This is a genomic window from Proteiniphilum sp. LBM24028, from assembly GCF_056629195.1.
On sequence record NZ_CM152817.1, the window covers coordinates 1,678,286 to 1,696,333 of the forward strand.

The 18,048-nt window shown below is 42.6% G+C and carries 12 protein-coding genes; all 12 read left to right on the forward strand.

Annotated features, from left to right (window positions below):
- The first annotated feature begins 56 nt into the window (after positions 1-56).
- Positions 57-3,239 (forward strand): SusC/RagA family TonB-linked outer membrane protein, encoded by a 3,183-nt coding sequence (locus tag AC1HCU_RS06670; protein WP_480370598.1) that lies wholly within the window; start codon positions 57-59, stop codon positions 3,237-3,239.
- Positions 3,240-3,256: 17 nt separating this feature from the next.
- On the forward strand, positions 3,257-4,795 hold the full coding sequence (locus tag AC1HCU_RS06675) for a RagB/SusD family nutrient uptake outer membrane protein (protein ID WP_480370601.1): 1,539 nt from the start codon (positions 3,257-3,259) through the stop codon (positions 4,793-4,795).
- 23 nt (positions 4,796-4,818) lie between these two features.
- A complete protein-coding gene (locus AC1HCU_RS06680) occupies positions 4,819-5,496 on the forward strand; it encodes a fasciclin domain-containing protein (RefSeq protein WP_480370604.1) in 678 nt (225 codons plus the stop codon).
- Positions 5,497-5,515: 19 nt separating this feature from the next.
- On the forward strand, positions 5,516-6,610 hold the full coding sequence (locus AC1HCU_RS06685) for a hypothetical protein (protein ID WP_480370607.1): 1,095 nt from the start codon (positions 5,516-5,518) through the stop codon (positions 6,608-6,610).
- 141 nt (positions 6,611-6,751) lie between these two features.
- Entirely contained in the window at positions 6,752-7,429 is a 678-nt protein-coding gene (locus tag AC1HCU_RS06690) for a TonB-dependent receptor plug domain-containing protein (protein WP_480370610.1), read from the forward strand.
- Positions 7,430-7,437: 8 nt separating this feature from the next.
- Complete coding sequence (locus tag AC1HCU_RS06695; protein ID WP_480370613.1) at positions 7,438-9,006, forward strand: hypothetical protein; 1,569 nt, start codon at positions 7,438-7,440, stop codon at positions 9,004-9,006.
- A 45-nt stretch (positions 9,007-9,051) separates the two neighbouring features.
- On the forward strand, positions 9,052-10,293 hold the full coding sequence (locus tag AC1HCU_RS06700) for a BACON domain-containing protein (RefSeq protein ID WP_480370616.1): 1,242 nt from the start codon (positions 9,052-9,054) through the stop codon (positions 10,291-10,293).
- 277 nt (positions 10,294-10,570) lie between these two features.
- Complete coding sequence (locus AC1HCU_RS06705) at positions 10,571-13,681, forward strand: SusC/RagA family TonB-linked outer membrane protein (RefSeq protein ID WP_480371094.1); 3,111 nt, start codon at positions 10,571-10,573, stop codon at positions 13,679-13,681.
- A 15-nt stretch (positions 13,682-13,696) separates the two neighbouring features.
- The gene (locus tag AC1HCU_RS06710; RefSeq protein ID WP_480370619.1) at positions 13,697-15,643 is read left to right on the forward strand and encodes a RagB/SusD family nutrient uptake outer membrane protein; all 1,947 of its coding nucleotides are present in this window, start codon (positions 13,697-13,699) and stop codon (positions 15,641-15,643) included.
- Positions 15,644-15,668: 25 nt separating this feature from the next.
- A complete protein-coding gene (locus AC1HCU_RS06715) occupies positions 15,669-16,883 on the forward strand; it encodes a DUF5000 domain-containing lipoprotein (protein WP_480370622.1) in 1,215 nt (404 codons plus the stop codon).
- A gap of 101 nt (positions 16,884-16,984) precedes the next feature.
- Complete coding sequence (locus AC1HCU_RS06720) at positions 16,985-17,605, forward strand: DUF4998 domain-containing protein (RefSeq protein WP_480370625.1); 621 nt, start codon at positions 16,985-16,987, stop codon at positions 17,603-17,605.
- 102 nt (positions 17,606-17,707) lie between these two features.
- Complete coding sequence (locus AC1HCU_RS06725; protein WP_480370628.1) at positions 17,708-18,031, forward strand: peptidase associated/transthyretin-like domain-containing protein; 324 nt, start codon at positions 17,708-17,710, stop codon at positions 18,029-18,031.
- The last annotated feature ends 17 nt before the right edge of the window (positions 18,032-18,048 follow it).

Genomic DNA, 18,048 nt, shown 5'->3' on the forward strand with positions numbered 1-18,048 from the left:
AGTATGAATGTATATTGAGAGAATTTTATGAATGTTTATTTAAAAATTAGAATTGAATGAAAAAGGAGAAGTCAAGCCCAAAGCCGTTCTTATTGCGGCTTGCAGTTGTGCTGTTTATGGCATTTTCGGGGTTCAGTGTTTTTGGACAAAACCTGATTACCGGTAAAGTCCTGGATGACGCAACCAACGAACCAATGATTGGTGTAACCATACTAGTGAAGGGTACATCAACGGGTACCGTGACCGATTTGGATGGAACTTTTCAGATTTCGGCATCCAGAGGTGACAACTTGGTCATATCCTACATGGGATATATTGAGCAGGAAGTCAAGGTAACTTCCGAGAAGCTGACGATCAATATGAAAGAAGATTCCCAACAGCTTGAGGAAGTAGTTGTAATTGGTTACGGAACAATGCAGAAACGTGATATCACAGGTGCCATTACTTCCGTGGATTCGAAGATTATTGAAGAGCGAAATGCAGTCAATGTATACGACGCACTGCAGGGAGCAGCACCGGGCGTGTCCATCGTGTCCAGTTCCGGCGCACCTGGAGCATCCACCTCCATACAGGTACGTGGAGCATCCACTTTCGAAGACGGTGGTGTCACACCGCTTTTCGTGGTAGACGGTACGATCGTGGATGATATCGACAACATCAATCCGACCGATATAAAAAATGTTGAGATATTAAAAGACGCTGCTTCTTCGTCAATTTACGGAGCACGTTCGGCAAATGGTGTGGTCATTATCACCACGAAGTCGGGAGAAGCTGGCAAACCACGCGTTGATTTCCGGTATGTACAGAGCTACAGCAAAATATCGAATAAACTGCCACAGGTGAATGCTTTCGAAAGCCGCCTGAGTATGGCTGCTTCCGATCTGGCCAATCCGGCGAAAACAATGGAAAAATTTACGGACAGAACGGACTCTGTGGGTTTGGTAAACAGTACGAACTACTATTATCAGGATCTGCTTTTGCAGACCGGTGTTCGGAATGATGCCAATCTGAATATCAGCGGTGGCACCGATAAGGCTAAATATAGAGCTTCATTGGGATACATCGGCGTGGAAGGAGTCATCCTGACTTCCTACCAAAAGAAGTATACCGGCCAGTTCAATATGGATTATCAGCCCTGGAAAGGAATCACTTTTACAACCCAGGTTCGTTTGAGCAGCGATGCAACCAACAGCATCAATGAGGGGGATGTAATTCAGGGTTCTCTCCGGCGTGATCCGGACATGATTGTCTGGTATCCCGACGGGACATTGATACCCTACTATTCTTCCGGTGGCCGGCGTAATCCAATTCAGGAACTGGTTGACCGGGAAAGGCTGGATAAAAGATATCAGATGGCTCTCACACAGGGGTTACGGTGGGAGTTCAATGACTGGCTGAGCATGACGACCAACATTACCGGTGATTTCAGGGTAGATCGGAATACCCGGTTCGATTCGAAAGAGCGGGATGGCAGTGCCGATGAAAACACCCGCAAGAACAGTGGAGAAGACCGAACGGGATGGACCCAGAAATATTCGGCCGATTCTTATCTGAACTTTAACAAAACATTTTTAAACAGGCATGCCGTGGGGGCCACTTTGGGAGCATCCATGGAAACGCAAAAAAGGGAAAATGCTGATTTTTACGGCAGCTATTTTGTCACGGAAAATATTCACACCATGAACATGGCCACGATCTATGATCTGGGAAAAACAAATACAACGGCCAGTGAATATGCTCTCATCGGTTTTTTTGGACGGTTGAATTACAGTTATAAGGGGCGTTACATCCTTCAGGGTACGATGCGTAGAGACGGATCATCCCGCTTTGGTCCGGAAAGTCGCTGGGGTTGGTTTCCATCAGCATCAGCAGGATGGCGATTCTCGGATGAACCATTTATGCACTGGTCAAATGATGTCCTGACCGACGGAAAACTCCGGGCAAGTTATGGTATCACAGGAAACGACAAAGTGGGTTACTATGAGTCGATAACCCGTTATACATCGGGAAGCTATTCCTATAATGGCGTTGGAGGTGTTGTTCCCGTATCATCCTATGGAAATCCGGCTCTTCGCTGGGAAGAAACCAGGCAATCCAATATCGGGGTCGATTTAAATTTGTTCAGAGGTAAGATTTCGATTGTTGCAGACTATTATGTAAAAAACACAAAAGACCTGCTGTCTGATTTAAACTTGCCTTATACAACCGGATATAATAAAATGCGTGTTAACCTGGCAAGTCTTCAAAACAGGGGATGGGAATTGTCCGTAAGTGCATATCCCGTACGAACAAGGGATTTCTCCTGGAACACGATTGCCAACTGGTGGAAAAATGAAAACAAGATCACTGACCTGGCAAAAGATGACTATGTACAGAGCGGCTATTGGATGGTTGCAAAAGGAAAAGCCGCAGGACAATGGTATGGTTATAAAAATCTGGGAGTATTCCAATACGATGTAAGCAATGCTTACTCGGAGGACTATAAAACACTTTTAACTCCCGTATTAAGCAGAGACACAGAAGGTAACGTGATCATAGGCCTGAATGGACAACCCATTTTGGAAAAGTATCTGAATCCTGACGGTTCTGATTACACCGGTGAAGTGAAACAGATTAAACATGCCGGAGCAGTGGCATCCGGGGGAGACGTTATCTGGCAGAATCTGCCCAATGCAAACGGCGAATACGACGATAAAATAGACGACAGCGATCGTCAGATATTGGGAAAAGCCACACCCGACTGGTATGCTTCCTGGAACAACATTCTGACATACAAGGATTTTTCGCTCTCATTTAGTTTTTACTACAGCCATGGAGGTCTTATATACAACAAATTGAAACAGTACGTCACTACCTGGGGAGGAAATACCCACAAACAACATCCCGAATATGTGCGGACCGGATGGAAATATCAAGGTCAGATAACCAACTGGTATGCTCTGGATACGAGAGGACGTAAAACGATGAACAGACAAGAGCTGAACAGTCAGTACCTGGAAGATGGATCATTCTTACGTCTAAAGAACGTACGCTTGGCATACAATCTGAGTAACGAAATTTTAGAGAAACTCCCCTTTAACAGGGTACAGGCCTACATTTACGGTAACGATCTTTTAACCTGGACCAATTATACCGGATTTGACCCGGAAATTGGCGGCAGCGTGTTAACACCGGGAAGAGACAGTTCTGCCTATCCGCGTAAAAGGGAATTTGGTTTAGGAATTAATGTTGGTTTTTAATATTAATAAGAAATAAAATGAAGAAAAATATAATCGCAATAATTTGCAGCATATTCATCCTGGGTGGCTGCGACGATTTTCTGGATAGACAACCGTTGTCAGACATGTCACCCGGTACTTTCTTTCAATCGAAAGGAGATATGCGTACCTGGAATGCGGGTATTTACGATGCACTTCAATCGACACTTCACCAAAAACATCTCGATTGGGGAGATCTTCGCTCAGACAATTATCACACAACAGGATATGAGAGTGCGAAAGTCTATATGAATGCCATGGAATCGACCATGGGCGAAACAAGCTGGCAAGATCTTTATACAACGATCAATCTCTGCAATATAGCCATAAAACGCTATCCCACAATTCCGCAGATTCTGGAGTCAGAAACCAATCCCTACATGGGACAGGCCTATGGTATCAGGGCACTGATGTATTTTTACGGCATCCGTGTATGGGGCAGAGTTCCTTTGATTACGGAGCCCTGGGAAGGTGATCTAACCCAAATTGCGGTACCCCGTAGTTCTATCGAGGAGGTAAAAGCACAGATCCTGAAAGATATCAATCTAGCATTGGCTGCCCTTGGCAATGATGTATCCGACAAGTTCTATTTCAACAGGGCTGCCGCGTATGCACTGAAAACAGACCTGCACATGTGGTTTAAGGAGTACGAAGCCGCACTGGCAGCTTCCGCTTACTTTATCGGGAACTCCAATTTCGCGTTGGTCAAAAATGAAACCGAATGGAAAGAGATCTTCACGAAACCTGCTTCGTCGAAAGAGTCGATCTTCAACCTGGCATGGAGTTACGAAGCCGACGGAGCACATGGATGGGCACAACGTGTAGGTGCAAACAATACCAACAACGGTTACAAAATGTCGCAATCAATTTTTGAGGAGTTTGTGGACAGATTAAGATCGGGGAATGGCACTGATGCACGGTTCTGGAACAATGTTGATACAGTGAAATTGTTTTATAACGGTCAGCGTTTACCGCTAACCTATGCTAACTGGACAACATCGGGAATTGAGAAATGCACCAAGTATAGTAATATTGACCCTGACAGGGAATTTGACTCTAAAAATGGTGTATACAAATCATTTTGGGCCATTTTGTCGTCGTCAAATGCCGAACTTCAAATTCCAATCTACCGTCTGGCAGATGTTTTATTGTTACGCGCAGAAGCGTTGAACAAGACTGGAAAACCTACCGACGCTTTAAACATCGTGAATCAAATGCGAAACAGGGTCGGCTATACAGCTGACGCAAAACTGGAAGTTAATATCGCCGACCAAACTGCAGTGGAAATGTTGATCCTTCAGGAACGGCAGCTGGAGTTTATTGCCGAAGGGAAGCGTTGGTTCGATCTGATGCGGACAGATCACCTGCTTGAGGTGATGGACCCCGTGATCAAAGCAAGACAAGAAGCAGCAGGAGTTCAGGTAACCGGCTTTACACAGGCCGAAGAAGGCAAAAAATATATGCCCATCTACTATCGCGAATTTGAATCGAATACTGCATTAAAAGGTGATCAAAATCCCCCCTATTCCGAAGGATAATTGATTTTTTAAAACTTACAAATATGTTGAAAAAAATAAATTTCAAAATACTATTGATGGTATTGCTTGTACCATTCATCATGGAAAGTTGTGAGATCTTTGGACTGGAACTCCAGCAACCATACGAATATGATTACAAAATCGGGGTACCCGATAATCATGTAAACTTAAAGACATTAGACTTCATCAAGTCCAGACCCGACCTGTTTAGTCTTTTACTGGAGGCTATTGAGTATGCCGATGCGACCAGTCTGTACTCAGAAGCAAATGCGACCTATATTCTTCCTACGAACAAGGCTTTCAATTCTGAAACAGAATCGGATCTCAGCTACTTTCAGACACATAAACTGCTCTTTATAGATGAGGGAGATTCCCTGTTTGTGGCCCCAAGTTCCATGAACTCTTACCCCAAAGAGCAGGTAAAGGAGTTTTTGCTTTACCATATAGTCAAGGGAAAGCATACCTGGAGCAACTTACCTGCATCTCCGACCTGGTTCGACACGTTTGCATCCGCAGACACAGCGAAAGTAAATCTATATTTAATAAAAGATCGAAATCCAAATATTGCTTTTAACGACTTCAGCGGACATTACAAATCCAATATCAGGCCCCGCACCTCCAACCTTTTATCGGATGAGGGAGCGTACATTCATGTGGTGGAATCCTGGTTAGACAGGCCTACCTCGGATTTATTCAGATAAATAAAAAACAAATATCATTATGAAACGAATAGATAAATTTATAATTGGTTTACTTTTCATTTTCTGGCTGACGGGCTGTTCCGACGACAGTTTCATAGAAATCGACTCGTTGAGTTCCGACGGGAATGAATTCTTCTGTAACCAGAAAGTGAAAATCTGGATGAATGTCCATTCCAGCGACTTATGGCACACAAATTACGAGTGGAGCGCCGACGGAGGTACGCTCACCCAACCACAGGGATTGGATGAGATGACCTGGAAGGCACCGAATGTTCCGGGAACCTATACCATACGTTGCAAAGTAACCGTGGGAAACAAAACAGATATCCGGGAAAAAAAGATGTTTGTGTCCAGTTATTTTTTCGAAAAGTTCGAAAAATCACCCTATGCCTTCTCGGGTCAATCGAGCACAACACTGTCGTTAAGGACAGAAACCGTGAACGGACAAACAAACGGCTGGCTACGGGCCAATGTGAACTCTTCAAGTGAAGTAAACCGGTATTTGAATCGTTCTTTTGGAGATCCCGAGCTTACCACCCCTTTTTCCATTCGGGCAAAACTTGGATTTGAGTCGAATGCGCCTACACTTGAAACAATCAAGGTGGGCAATAAGACCGGAAATACGATGTTGGAATATCAACTGAATTGTCTGAAAGACCCTGCTTCGGAAACCGGGTTTGTTAACAGGATCTCATTCTTCTGGTATCCTACCAATGTGACCCCCGGATTTCCGGTTGTCCCCGAAGGTGCCACTTCGCCGGATGGATCAACCACCTACAATTCAAGAGTTTCAATTCAGACAAGAAACGTCATGGGTCTGACCACCACGTACGACTATTATTACACGATCAGTAAAATGTCGACCTTTACCAATAAAAATTACAAAAAGGTGGGAATGGCTATTGATGAGAATTACCACCTCCATATCTTTATGGAAGGAGAAGAGGTTCTGACAACACCTGTCATCAGTGAACTTCGTACATTAAATCAGATACAAGGAGGTATTTTCATTGACAACTGGCGGATTGTTTTCCCGAACGGAAATGGAGGGGCCAACAGGCCAATGCTTTATTTTGATGATGCATATGCATCGACCACAGAATTACTTAAATAAGATTTTATACGAAAGAGTAACGGCCGGCCTTTGAGCTGTGAAAATGCAGCATTCCCTTGATCCGGATGCAAACAACAAAATATGCGCCGGATCATGGGGAGCTTTCTCAATTCTTAATGTAACGTTCATAATTTCAAGCAAATGAAAACAGAAATATTGATATTTGGATTGCTGCTATCTTGTATAACCCTTGCGGCACAAGATACCATAAGAGGCGTTATTTTGTCGGAGAAAGGAAAGCCTGTACGCAGAATGAATGTATGGGTAAAAAATTCGTTGGACGGAGTTAAAACGGACAAACAAGGTCTGTTTATTCTACAGGATCTGAACGAAAAAGACACACTGATTATCTCTGTCACAAAAAAGCAGGATGCTGTAATACCAATCAAAGGTAGAGGGAATGAATTAATAATTACATTGAAAAAGAACGAATTCCTTTTAAAAGACAATTCGCAGGAATTCACAGTTCCCTATTCAAACAAAACACTGCTGCCCTTCAACCCGAATATTCTTACCCGAAGACAAATTGAACAGAGTGGTGCAAATTCGTTGTATGATCTGTTGAGAGGAAATCTTCCTGGAGTGACAGTTTCCGAAGCCAATGGCAATACCTACGTAACCATCCGTGGAGGGAGTTCTTTTGATCTAAACAACGAACCGCTTTTTATTATTGACGGGGTTGAATACAGGGGAAGCTACGATGCCGACCGTTCTGTGAATGTCAACGATATTGAACAACTGGAAGTACAGAGCGACGGTGCAATGTATGGGATAAAAGGATCAAACGGGGCAATTGTGATTACAACCAGAAAAAAATAATTTTTCATATGCGCATCAATTATAAGATTGTGCTTTTATTGATTTTGATTCCAACCTATCTATTTCCGCAAAGCGAATGGATAAGGATAGGAGCAAACAATAAATTGGTTTATAAAACCTCGGAGGAAGGCGACAGAATTATGGACTTTTCTCATGCCGGATATATGGGTGGAGGCGTCAATCTACCCGATGTTCCGATAAAGAAAGTGGTAAACCTGGTTCCAGGAGTTATTGACTATTCAGATCTAATACAGGAAGCTATCAACGAGGTTTCGTCCATGCCGTTGATAAATGGGTTTAGAGGTGCGGTTTTACTTGCTCCCGGAAAATTTCCGTGCGGGAAAACCCTGACAATTGCCCAAGATGGAGTTGTGCTACGTGGATCCGGTACACGCTTAAAGGAAAGCGTGATTGTTATGCAGGGCAGTAAACATACAGCCATCGCGCTAAATAGCGAAAGCAGTGAAAACAGCCGAAAGATCGGGAATCGTTTGGGTATGACTGATCTTAGCGGGATTAGTTGTAAAATTATTGATGAGTATGTCCCGGCGGGAGCTTCATCTTTTACAGTTGAGAATGCATCGAAACTCTCTGTCGGGGATAATATTGAGATTCACAAGCCGATCACCGAAAAGTGGATAGAGTTCATGCAAATGGACAATCTGGTACGGGACGGGAAGCCACAGACATGGATCAAGGCGGGTTCCAGTATCATCACAGAACGCATCATTGCATCCATCAATGAAAACCGGATTACGTTGACAGTCCCTCTTGCAGACTCCTATAATTCCCGTTTCACTGATGATAACACGACGGTAGTAGTTGTCAACCATATAAAACGCTTAAAGAATGCGGGAGTGGAAAACTTGCAAATTATTTCTCCCGACCAAGCCGTAAATCATAGCGAGGCTCTATACTATGCATTAAATATTAACGGGGAAGATTGTTGGGCAAGAGATATTGATTGCATCGAAACCATGGAAAGTGTTCGAATTGGTGGACGGAGAATTACACTGGAACGGGTAAATGTAATCCGGAATGCGTTGCATGTAGGTGCCTCAAAACCGGCAGAATTTGCCCCAAACGGAGGGCAGATACTGGTAAAAGATTGTTCGGTTGAAGGTGATAATATTTGGTTTGTCGCGGTTGGAGCAGGACAAACCGGACCTATCGTTTTTTTAAATTGCACCTTTAAAGGAAACGGACGTATTGAAGGTCACCAGCGATGGAGTACGGGCATGCTGTTCGATAATTGTATTTTACCTGACGGAGGAATTGATTTTAAAAACCGTGGCAGCATGGGATCAGGCCATGGTTGGGGGACAGCATGGTCTGTAGCCTGGAATTGTGAGGCAAGGAATTATGTCAACCAACTGCCTCCGGGCACGTACAACTGGATGATTGGGTGTATTGGAGAGAGATTGGTTTTACCACGTCCGTTTGACAAGGAAGGAGCACTACCCGAAGCTATTTTCGATGCACACGGACATCATGTCGTCCCTAAAAGTTTATATCTGGCACAGTTAGAAGAGCGAATGTCTGGTAATATTACGGAGGAGAAAAGTCATTTTCCTTAATGACTTATTTTGAAATGGAATGAAAAACTAAAAAATCAAGAAACTGTGAAATTCAATTTTTTTAAAAGTGTATGGACCATTTTCATTATGTTATCGCCGCTAATCTCCTGTAATTCACAGGAAGAGGCGAAAACAACGCCAACGTTATCAATCAGCGGTAATGAAAACATCGAAAGTGAAGGAGGGGTATGCACCATAAAGATAACGGCAACGGCCGATTGGACAGCGCACGTTGAAAGTGGAGCATCGTCATGGTTAAAATTACAAACAACCGGTAATGATTTTGTGACTCTATTTGTTGCCCCCAATCCTACGGAAGCATCCCGTACGGCTCAGATTACGGTTAAGCTGGATAAATTTGATGTATCCAAAACTTTTCGCATTTCACAGAAAGGAAAAGTTGCTGATTCCGTGTCTGATAGTCCGATAGCTCATGGATATACATTACAAAGTTCCATGCAGGGTACTCCATCTCTGGCAGACAAAGATTATGCCGAGATTCACCGTCACATGAGGCAATTTGGATGGGATTATTCGGAACATCCGAATTCGTCTGATCTGGATCATAATGACGGGATACATTGCTTGAATGTCTATGACGAAACGTTGAAGCAACATGTATTCAAGTTTATGATTCATGTAAACCCTTTTTTAGACGGCGACAGGGGCAAACTGGAGGACAGGCAGCGTAACGAGATGAAGTCGCAGACGTCGGGCAACTGGTATAAGATGAACGGTAACTGGGATGAACGGCAATGGTTGGAGTGGAAATTCAAAATACCCAAAGGGTTTCGTCCATCGACCAGTTTTTGCCATATCCATCAGTTAAAAGCACAGGAAGGAAATAACGGCGCACCCATTATTACCATTACGCTACGTGGAAATAACGACGGTACAAACAGAAGGGTACAGATAATCCATACCGGGGATATTTCTTCCACAAACAAAGGTACCATTGTGGACAATATTCCCATGGAGGAGTTCGAAGACGAATGGGTGCAGGTACAGGAGGAGGTTCACTATACCCACAACGGTTTTTTCCGGATCAAGATAATCCGGATAAGAGACATGAAAGTATTAATAGATTATTCAATTCAAAATATTGATATGTGGCGAAAAGGCGCCACGAATATTCGTAATAAATTTGGCATTTACCGTAGTTACGGAAAAACATTGAGCGATCCCAACGACAGACCAAGTAACGGCATAAAGGACGAATCGCTGCTCCTGGGGGATTTTTATATATACGAAAAAAATACAAACTCCAATCCGCAGCCCCATGACTGAGAGAGACAGAAAACAATAAACGTGATACACTGATCTGTTTTTGAAGGATGATCGCTCACGTAGGTAAATGATATTTGGGTGATCGATTTTTTCAAGCAATAGCTTTACAACAAAATCAGCACAGTTCAGAACAGTACAGTCGCAACAATGAGCAAAGCGAATGATTGTTGCACCCAAACATCAAAACAAACGTAAATGAAATAAAAAAAACAATAAATCAATAATTACTGAAAACACTAAAAACAATAGCATGGAACGAAAACAAGTATTTAAAGCAATGAAAGGAGTTTTGTCCATACTCTTATGGATGACATGCACTGTTATGTTTTCTCAGAACATAACAGTTAGAGGCAACGTTGTTGATGAACAAGGTGAACCGTTACCCGGAGTAACCATTACCGTGGAGGGTTCAACAAGGGGAGTGATTACGGACATCGACGGCGATTATTCGATTGAGGTAAACTCGACGGATGCACTGACATATACTTTCGTCGGGATGGAATCACAAACGATAAAGGTAGGTGATCAAAGGACGATTAACGTTGTGATGGCCGAAAAAATAGACATGCTCGATGAGGTAACGGTCGTCGCCTTTGGGACACAAAAAAAGGAGAGTGTCTTATCATCAATTGCAACCATCAAACCGTCTGAATTACAGGCACCGACCAGCAATCTGACTACGGCGCTCGCCGGGCGAATTGCGGGAATGATATCTTATCAGCGAAGTGGGGAGCCGGGACAAGATAACGCAGACTTCTTTATTCGCGGCGTGACAACCTTCGGCTACAAGAAAGATCCGCTCATTCTAATTGATGGTATAGAGTTAACTTCAAGAGATCTATCGAGGCTGCAGGTTGATGACATAGCCAGTTTTTCAATCATGAAAGATGCCACCGCAACTGCCTTGTATGGAGCACGCGGCGCAAACGGCGTTATTTTGGTGACGACAAAAGAGGGAACGGAGGGTAAAGCAAAAATATCGGCACGTTATGAATTGTCCGTCTCCTCTCCTACCCAAAAGACAGAATGGTCCGATCCCATCACATACATGCATCTGCAAAACGAAGCAGTCATGACACGAGATCCGTTGGGTATCGTCATGCACAGTCCCCAGAAAATTGAAAACACCAGACTGGGACTAAACCCCAATGTCTTTCCCGCGGTCGATTGGTACAATGAGCTTTTCAAACCAACGACACTGAATCAGCGAGCCAATCTTAATATCAGTGGAGGAGGAAACGTGGCGAGATATTATATTGCCGCTTCGGTCTCGAAAGACGAAGGATCATTAAAAACATCCAAGTTGAATAACTTCAACAATAACATCAATCTTATAAAATATTTATTGCGATCAAATGTGAACGTAAATGTAACCAAAACGACAAAAGCGAATGTGCGTTTACATGCAACGATGGACGACTATTCGGGCCCGATCGATTCCGGCAATACCCTATACAGAAAAATCACCCAAACAAACCCGGTTTTATATCCCCCTTATTATCAACCGGATGCCGCAAATGAAACAACGCCGTACGTATTGTTTGGAAACTATGAAAATGGAGACTATCTGAACCCCTACGCCGACATGGTGAAAGGATACAGAGATACCAAGACATCGTTAATGCTTGCACAATTCGAATTATCGCAGGATCTGGGTATGATCACCGACGGATTAAAACTCCGGGCGATGTTCAATACGAACCGGAGATCGGAATACGGAATCAGACGTTCCTATAACCCTTATTATTTTACGGCGACCAATTATGATCCCTTGAAAGACACATATATCTTAAACGCACTAAATCCCAATAGCGGTACCGATTATTTAACGACAAGCGAAGACAGAAAAAATGTAATTACAAACACCTATTTTGAAACTGCCCTCAATTATGATCAAACTTTTAATGAAAAGCATGGAGTGAGCGGCATGTTGGTATACACGATGAGGGATGAGCTGACCTCCGTCGATGCCAATAATTTGCAAAGATCGTTGCCCGCCAGAAATATCGGATTGGCAGGTAGGTTCACCTATGCGTATGATGACCGCTACTTTTTGGAAGCCAATTTCGGATATAATGGCTCCGAGCGATTTGCCAAAAAAGAGCGTTTTGGATTTTTCCCTTCCGTGGGGCTTGGATACATCATCTCCAATGAAGCTTTTTGGACACCGGAATTGGAAAAAACAATTTCCAAATTAAAATTAAAAGCCACCTACGGTTTGGTGGGTAATGACGCAATTGGAAGTTCGGACGAAAGATTCTTCTATTTATCGGAAGTCAACATGAACAACTCCGATTATTCTTACACATGGGGTTCCATGTATAATTACTCGAGAAACGGGGTATCGATAGTACGATATCCCAATGAAAACATCACCTGGGAGACTTCCAAAAAAACAAATCTGGGTCTTGAGTTGGGGTTGTTCAACAAATGGGAACTGCAGGTGGATGTTTATAGAGATGACCGATATAACATCTTAATGGATCGTTCTTCCATTCCAACAACAATGGGATTATCCACTGGTATTAAAGCAAATGTGGGGAAGGCGGTAAGCAAGGGAGTTGATCTTTCACTCGATTACAATCAGTATTTTTCCAACAATTTTTGGATGTCCGGCCGAGCAAACTTCACCTATGCTCACAGTGCATATAAAGTATATGAAGAGCCCGACTACTCCCTTACACCTTGGCGATCGAGGGTTGGATATTCCCTGAGCCAACAGTGGGGCTATGTTGCAGAAAGGCTTTTCGTTGACGAGAAAGAGATACAAAACTCGCCCGTACAAACTTTTGGCGATTATTTGGGAGGCGACATAAAGTATAAAGATATTAATGGCGACGGACAGATTACCTCCATTGATATGGTTCCGATAGGTTACCCAACAAGCCCCGAAATTGTTTACGGTTTTGGTGCCTCTTGCGGATGGAAAGGCATTGATGCCTCTTTTTTCTTCCAGGGTTTGGCGAGGGAGTCATTTTGGATTGACTATGAGAAGGTTACACCCTTTGTCGACACCGGTGACTTCAGTCAAAACTCGCAAAATCAACTATTGAAAATCATTGAAGAAAATCACTGGTCGGAAGAAAATCGAAATTTATATGCATTTTGGCCAAGATTATCCACCACGGTTATCAACAATAACAGACAGCGAAATACATGGTTCATGAGGGACGGTACATTTTTGCGGTTAAAATCGGTCGAACTCGGCTACTCATTACCAAAATCACTTATCAATAACTACCATATTAACAGCCTTAGAATATACTACAGCGGACTCAATTTGTTATGTTTCAGCAAATTTAAGCTATGGGATCCCGAAATGGCAGGAAATGGATTTAACTATCCTGTTCAACGCGTGCATAATATTGGTATAAACTTGTCATTTTAAAAAAATTGGATGATTATGAAAAATAATTATTTATTACTGTTTATTTTATTGTTTCTTGCTTCGTCATGTGAAAATTTTCTTGACGTTGTTCCGGAAAAAGTAGGTACAATCGATTATGTTTTCAGGGATCGAATAAGTGCGGAAACCTATTTGGCAACCTGTTACTCCTACATGCCACGACACGAGTACCAAGGGCAGTCACCCGGAAGATTTATGGGCGATGAAATTACCACCTACTACAGAAATCGCAGTAACGGTGTCAGAATAACCCTCGAAGGGAATAATGTGACCAATCCCTACATCAATTACTGGGATGGTGGAGGCGGAATATCTTCCAACAAAGGTTTGTTCAGAGGGTTACGAAGTTGCAACGAATTTTTGGACAACATCGATATGGTAAGGGATCTTGATTCCTACGAAAAAAGCAGGTGGATCGCCGAGGTAAAGTTTTTGAAAGCATATTATCATTGGGTCTTGGTGCAGCATTACGGTGCCATACCGTTAATAAAAACGAATCTCCCCATCTTTGCTTCTCCCGAAGAGGTGAAGGTCTTTAGAGACCCGTTGAACGAATGCATCGATTACATTGTTTCCCTATTGGACGAAGCCATTCCCGAACTACCCGAGAAAGTTGATGCCGAGGTGACGGAATATGGAAGAATCACCAAGCCGATCGCCGCTTCTCTGAAGGCCAAAATATTGGTTCATGCGGCAAGTCCTTTTTATAATGGAAACGAAAGCTATAAGAACTTTGTGGACAGTCGCGGTATTCAATTACTCTATTCACCCTACGACGCCAGTAAATGGGAAAGAGCATTAACAGCCTGTGAGGAAGCCATCGAGATGTGTGAAGCCGCCGGTTTCATGTTGTATCACTATGCGATCCCTTATGGTCTTAATATTTCCGATTCTACCCGACTGATCTTGCAGCCCAGCAGGATTGTTACCGAAAAGATGAATCCCGAAATTATCTGGTCACAGGTTACCGTTGACTCAAAACATGTTCAATTCGATTGTATTCCGGCCATTTCAGGCGATTACAGAACCGCACGGGTGAATGTTGAGGCGACACCAACCCTGTTCACGGCCGAAAACTTCTATTCATCCAACGGTGTTCCAATAGAAGAAGATGTGGAATGGGAGGCGAAAGACTGGTATGCCAACCGATATCAAGTAACGACATCCGATAAACAGCACCGGCTGATGATTGAAGAAAATTTTCAAACTGCCCGTTTGCACTTAAACAGAGAGTTAAGGTTTTACGGTAGTGTTTCCTTCGACGGCGCACGTTGGTTTGGAGGGGGAATAACCAATCCCTCGGAAGAGAATCAGTATGTTGTAAGAGCAAAAGCGGGTGACCCGACCGGTAACCCGGCGGGACGAAATGGTCAACAATACTATTCGCCAACCGGATATTTTATTAGAAAATTGGTGTCACACAATACCGTTGCGCCCAAAGGCTCTTTTACGGAAGAGAAGTATTTCTGGCCTCTGATGCGATTGGCCGATCTCTATCTGTTATACGCCGAAGCCTTAAATGAAACCAAGACAGCGCCCGATGCCGAAGTGTACAAATATTTGAATATGATCAGGGAAAGGGCCGGTTTGGAAAGCATAGAAGAGAGCTGGACGAAATATTCGAAAAATCCGGACAAATTCAAGACAAAAGATGGAATGCGTGATATCATTCATCAGGAGCGATTGATTGAGTTGGCATTCGAAGGAAATTATTATTACGATATTCGCAGATGGAGCGGAGGCATCAAAAGAGGTCGTTACGACATTATGAACCAGTTAAATATGCCCATTAAAGGCTGGAACATCGACGGTTTGGAAACGGAAGATTATTACCAGATCAAAACCGTTTACACCCTTAAGTTTGGATTACGCGATTATTTGTGGCCCATTAAGGAGAGCAATCTAACCCAAAACACAAATTTAATCCAGAATCCCGGTTGGTAGTTTTTAACTTAAAAAAATTAATCGTATGAAATACTATAGTTATCTCTTGTTGATATTATTCTTATTTCCTTCTTGTAAGGAGGAATACGTAGGTCAATACCCGGTTGATTCAACCATTCCAGGGAAAGTAACAAATGTTGAAATTATAGAGCAATTTGGAGGGGGTGTTACCATCCGTTACGACATCCCCAATGATAACGATCTTCTTTATGTGAAAGCAAACTATCAATTGGATGATGGAAGGTCGATGGAGGTAAAATCATCCTTGTATGCCAATACGATGGACATCATCGGTTTTGCTAAGGAAGAGGAAAGAACAATCGAGCTGAGGAGCGTGGATAGGAGCCAGAACGAATCGGAACCTGTCATCGTGAAAATCACACCGAAAAGATCGCCTATTTATGATGCTTTTGAGTCATTGGTTGCCAAAAGTGATTTTGGAGGAATACAATTGAAATGGAAAAATGAGGCACAGGCCGATTTAACGATTTTGGTCTCCAAACCGGTCAAAGGTTCATCGCTGACCGAAAACGTACAAAACTTTTACAGTGCGGCGCAAGATGGTCTTGGGTATGTCCGGGGCTTCCCAGTGGGTGAACAGAAGTTCATCTTTCAGATCCGAGATCGTTGGGGAAATGCCACGGATACCATTTCCGGAATTTTCTACCCGAAGTATGAGGAAGAACTCGATCGTAAAACATATTGGAAACGGTGGAACGGAGATCCAAGTATTCCCTACCAGCGATACTCCGGATCCTATGAAATTGAAAAATTGTGGGATTTGAGGACGATGGCCTATACCAGTTCCAGCAATTTCTTTCACGGTCCTGCGGGAGTTGCCTTTCCGGTAAGGTTTACGTTCGATATGCAGCAAACATATACATTGAGTCGACTCAAGCTTTACCAAAGAGGAAACACCTGGGCGTATGAACACGGAAATCCCAAAAAATTCAAAATTTACGGGCACCCGCTTCCTTCCGCAAGAGTAATTGCCACGGAGCCGGAAAACCAATGGCATCTTTTGGGATCATTTGAATCCGTGAAACCTTCGGGGCTCCCGCTGGGGCAACGAACACAGGAAGATATTGACAAGGGGGCCAATTTTGGTGAAGATTACAATTTTGATATTGACCTGGCAATTCCTGTGCGATACATCATGTTTGAAATAGAAGAAACATGGGGAGCCACAGAAATGTTTCACATATCAGAATTAGCTTTCTGGGGGGAACCCGCTGAATAATTAATTAAATATTTACATCTTTAATGATTAAAAAAATGAGAAAAACAATAATCCCCATTTTATCATCAATTGTACTAATTCTTATATCGGCATGTTCAGATATGAATGAATTACATGATAAATATTTAATGGATGGAGAGACCATCTATATAGCAAAGTTCGACTCAATGTACTTATATCCTGGACGGGAACGGGCTATGATGATGTATTGGTTATCGGACCCCAAAGCAAAAAAATGTGTAATTAAATGGGCATTGGGAAATGATTCCATCATAAAGGATATACATGTAACTCCATTAGACCAACCCGGTTATTTATTTATCGAAAATCTAAACGAAGGGAGCGTCAGTTTCGATATCATCAATAGAGACCAGAACTTCAAATTCGCCTCGGTTAAGGACAGTTACACACTCACTGTATATGGCGATAATTTCCAGGCTACATTACTCAATGTCTCCATCAAAAACCTCAAATACAATGCCTCAAAATCGGAGTTAGGTTATACCTGGTCTGGAGACTACGACAACACAATTGGGTATCAGTTGAAGTACACCGACAAAATGGGTACATCAATAGATACATTGCTGTCGGTAGCAAATAGAAATATTGTTTTAAAACAATTTCCTTCTGGTGGATCTTTTGAATATCGTACTCTTTATCTACCTGAGCCCGCAGCAATTGATACATTCTACACAGATTACAGGAGTGTAAAAGTGCCTTAGAAATTTTAAAGAATTCAGGCAAGCTCTGGTCTTGTCTGAATTCTTTATACAAACTTAAAGTCTTGTATTACACTCAGTCGTATCTAGCCTATGAGAATTTTTATGGCTCTTTTGTTCATCGTATTGCAATGTTCTTATGTTCTGGTTAATGCACAGGAAATCCAGACTGCAACTCCTGGAAATATCGTTGGAAAAGTTTACCAATACGAAGATCGTTTACCAGTAGAACAGGCAACCATTCAATTATTGAATGCGGCTGATAGCCATATCATTATGAGTACCGCATCAGGGATGGATGGAGCATTTAGATTAAATAGTGTGAAACAAAACAATTACATTCTAAAGATTTCCTTCATAAGTTTTGAAACATCTTTTCACATTATTCAAGCACAAAGTTTCATGGAAAAAAGAAATAGTTGTCCCTGATCTTGAATTGAAAGAAT

What these genes read in the sequence shown, in the direction of transcription:
- AC1HCU_RS06705 (WP_480371094.1), top strand. Translation starts at nt 10,571, where the DNA reads ATGAAAGGAGTTTTGTCCATACTCTTATGGATGACATGCACTGTTATG.
- AC1HCU_RS06720 (WP_480370625.1), top strand. Translation starts at nt 16,985, where the DNA reads ATGAATGAATTACATGATAAATATTTAATGGATGGAGAGACCATCTAT.
- AC1HCU_RS06725 (WP_480370628.1), top strand. Translation starts at nt 17,708, where the DNA reads ATGGCTCTTTTGTTCATCGTATTGCAATGTTCTTATGTTCTGGTTAAT.
- AC1HCU_RS06675 (WP_480370601.1), top strand. Translation starts at nt 3,257, where the DNA reads ATGAAGAAAAATATAATCGCAATAATTTGCAGCATATTCATCCTGGGT.
- AC1HCU_RS06715 (WP_480370622.1), top strand. Translation starts at nt 15,669, where the DNA reads ATGAAATACTATAGTTATCTCTTGTTGATATTATTCTTATTTCCTTCT.
- AC1HCU_RS06685 (WP_480370607.1), top strand. Translation starts at nt 5,516, where the DNA reads ATGAAACGAATAGATAAATTTATAATTGGTTTACTTTTCATTTTCTGG.
- AC1HCU_RS06690 (WP_480370610.1), top strand. Translation starts at nt 6,752, where the DNA reads ATGAAAACAGAAATATTGATATTTGGATTGCTGCTATCTTGTATAACC.
- AC1HCU_RS06695 (WP_480370613.1), top strand. Translation starts at nt 7,438, where the DNA reads ATGCGCATCAATTATAAGATTGTGCTTTTATTGATTTTGATTCCAACC.
- AC1HCU_RS06680 (WP_480370604.1), top strand. Translation starts at nt 4,819, where the DNA reads ATGTTGAAAAAAATAAATTTCAAAATACTATTGATGGTATTGCTTGTA.
- AC1HCU_RS06670 (WP_480370598.1), top strand. Translation starts at nt 57, where the DNA reads ATGAAAAAGGAGAAGTCAAGCCCAAAGCCGTTCTTATTGCGGCTTGCA.
- AC1HCU_RS06710 (WP_480370619.1), top strand. Translation starts at nt 13,697, where the DNA reads ATGAAAAATAATTATTTATTACTGTTTATTTTATTGTTTCTTGCTTCG.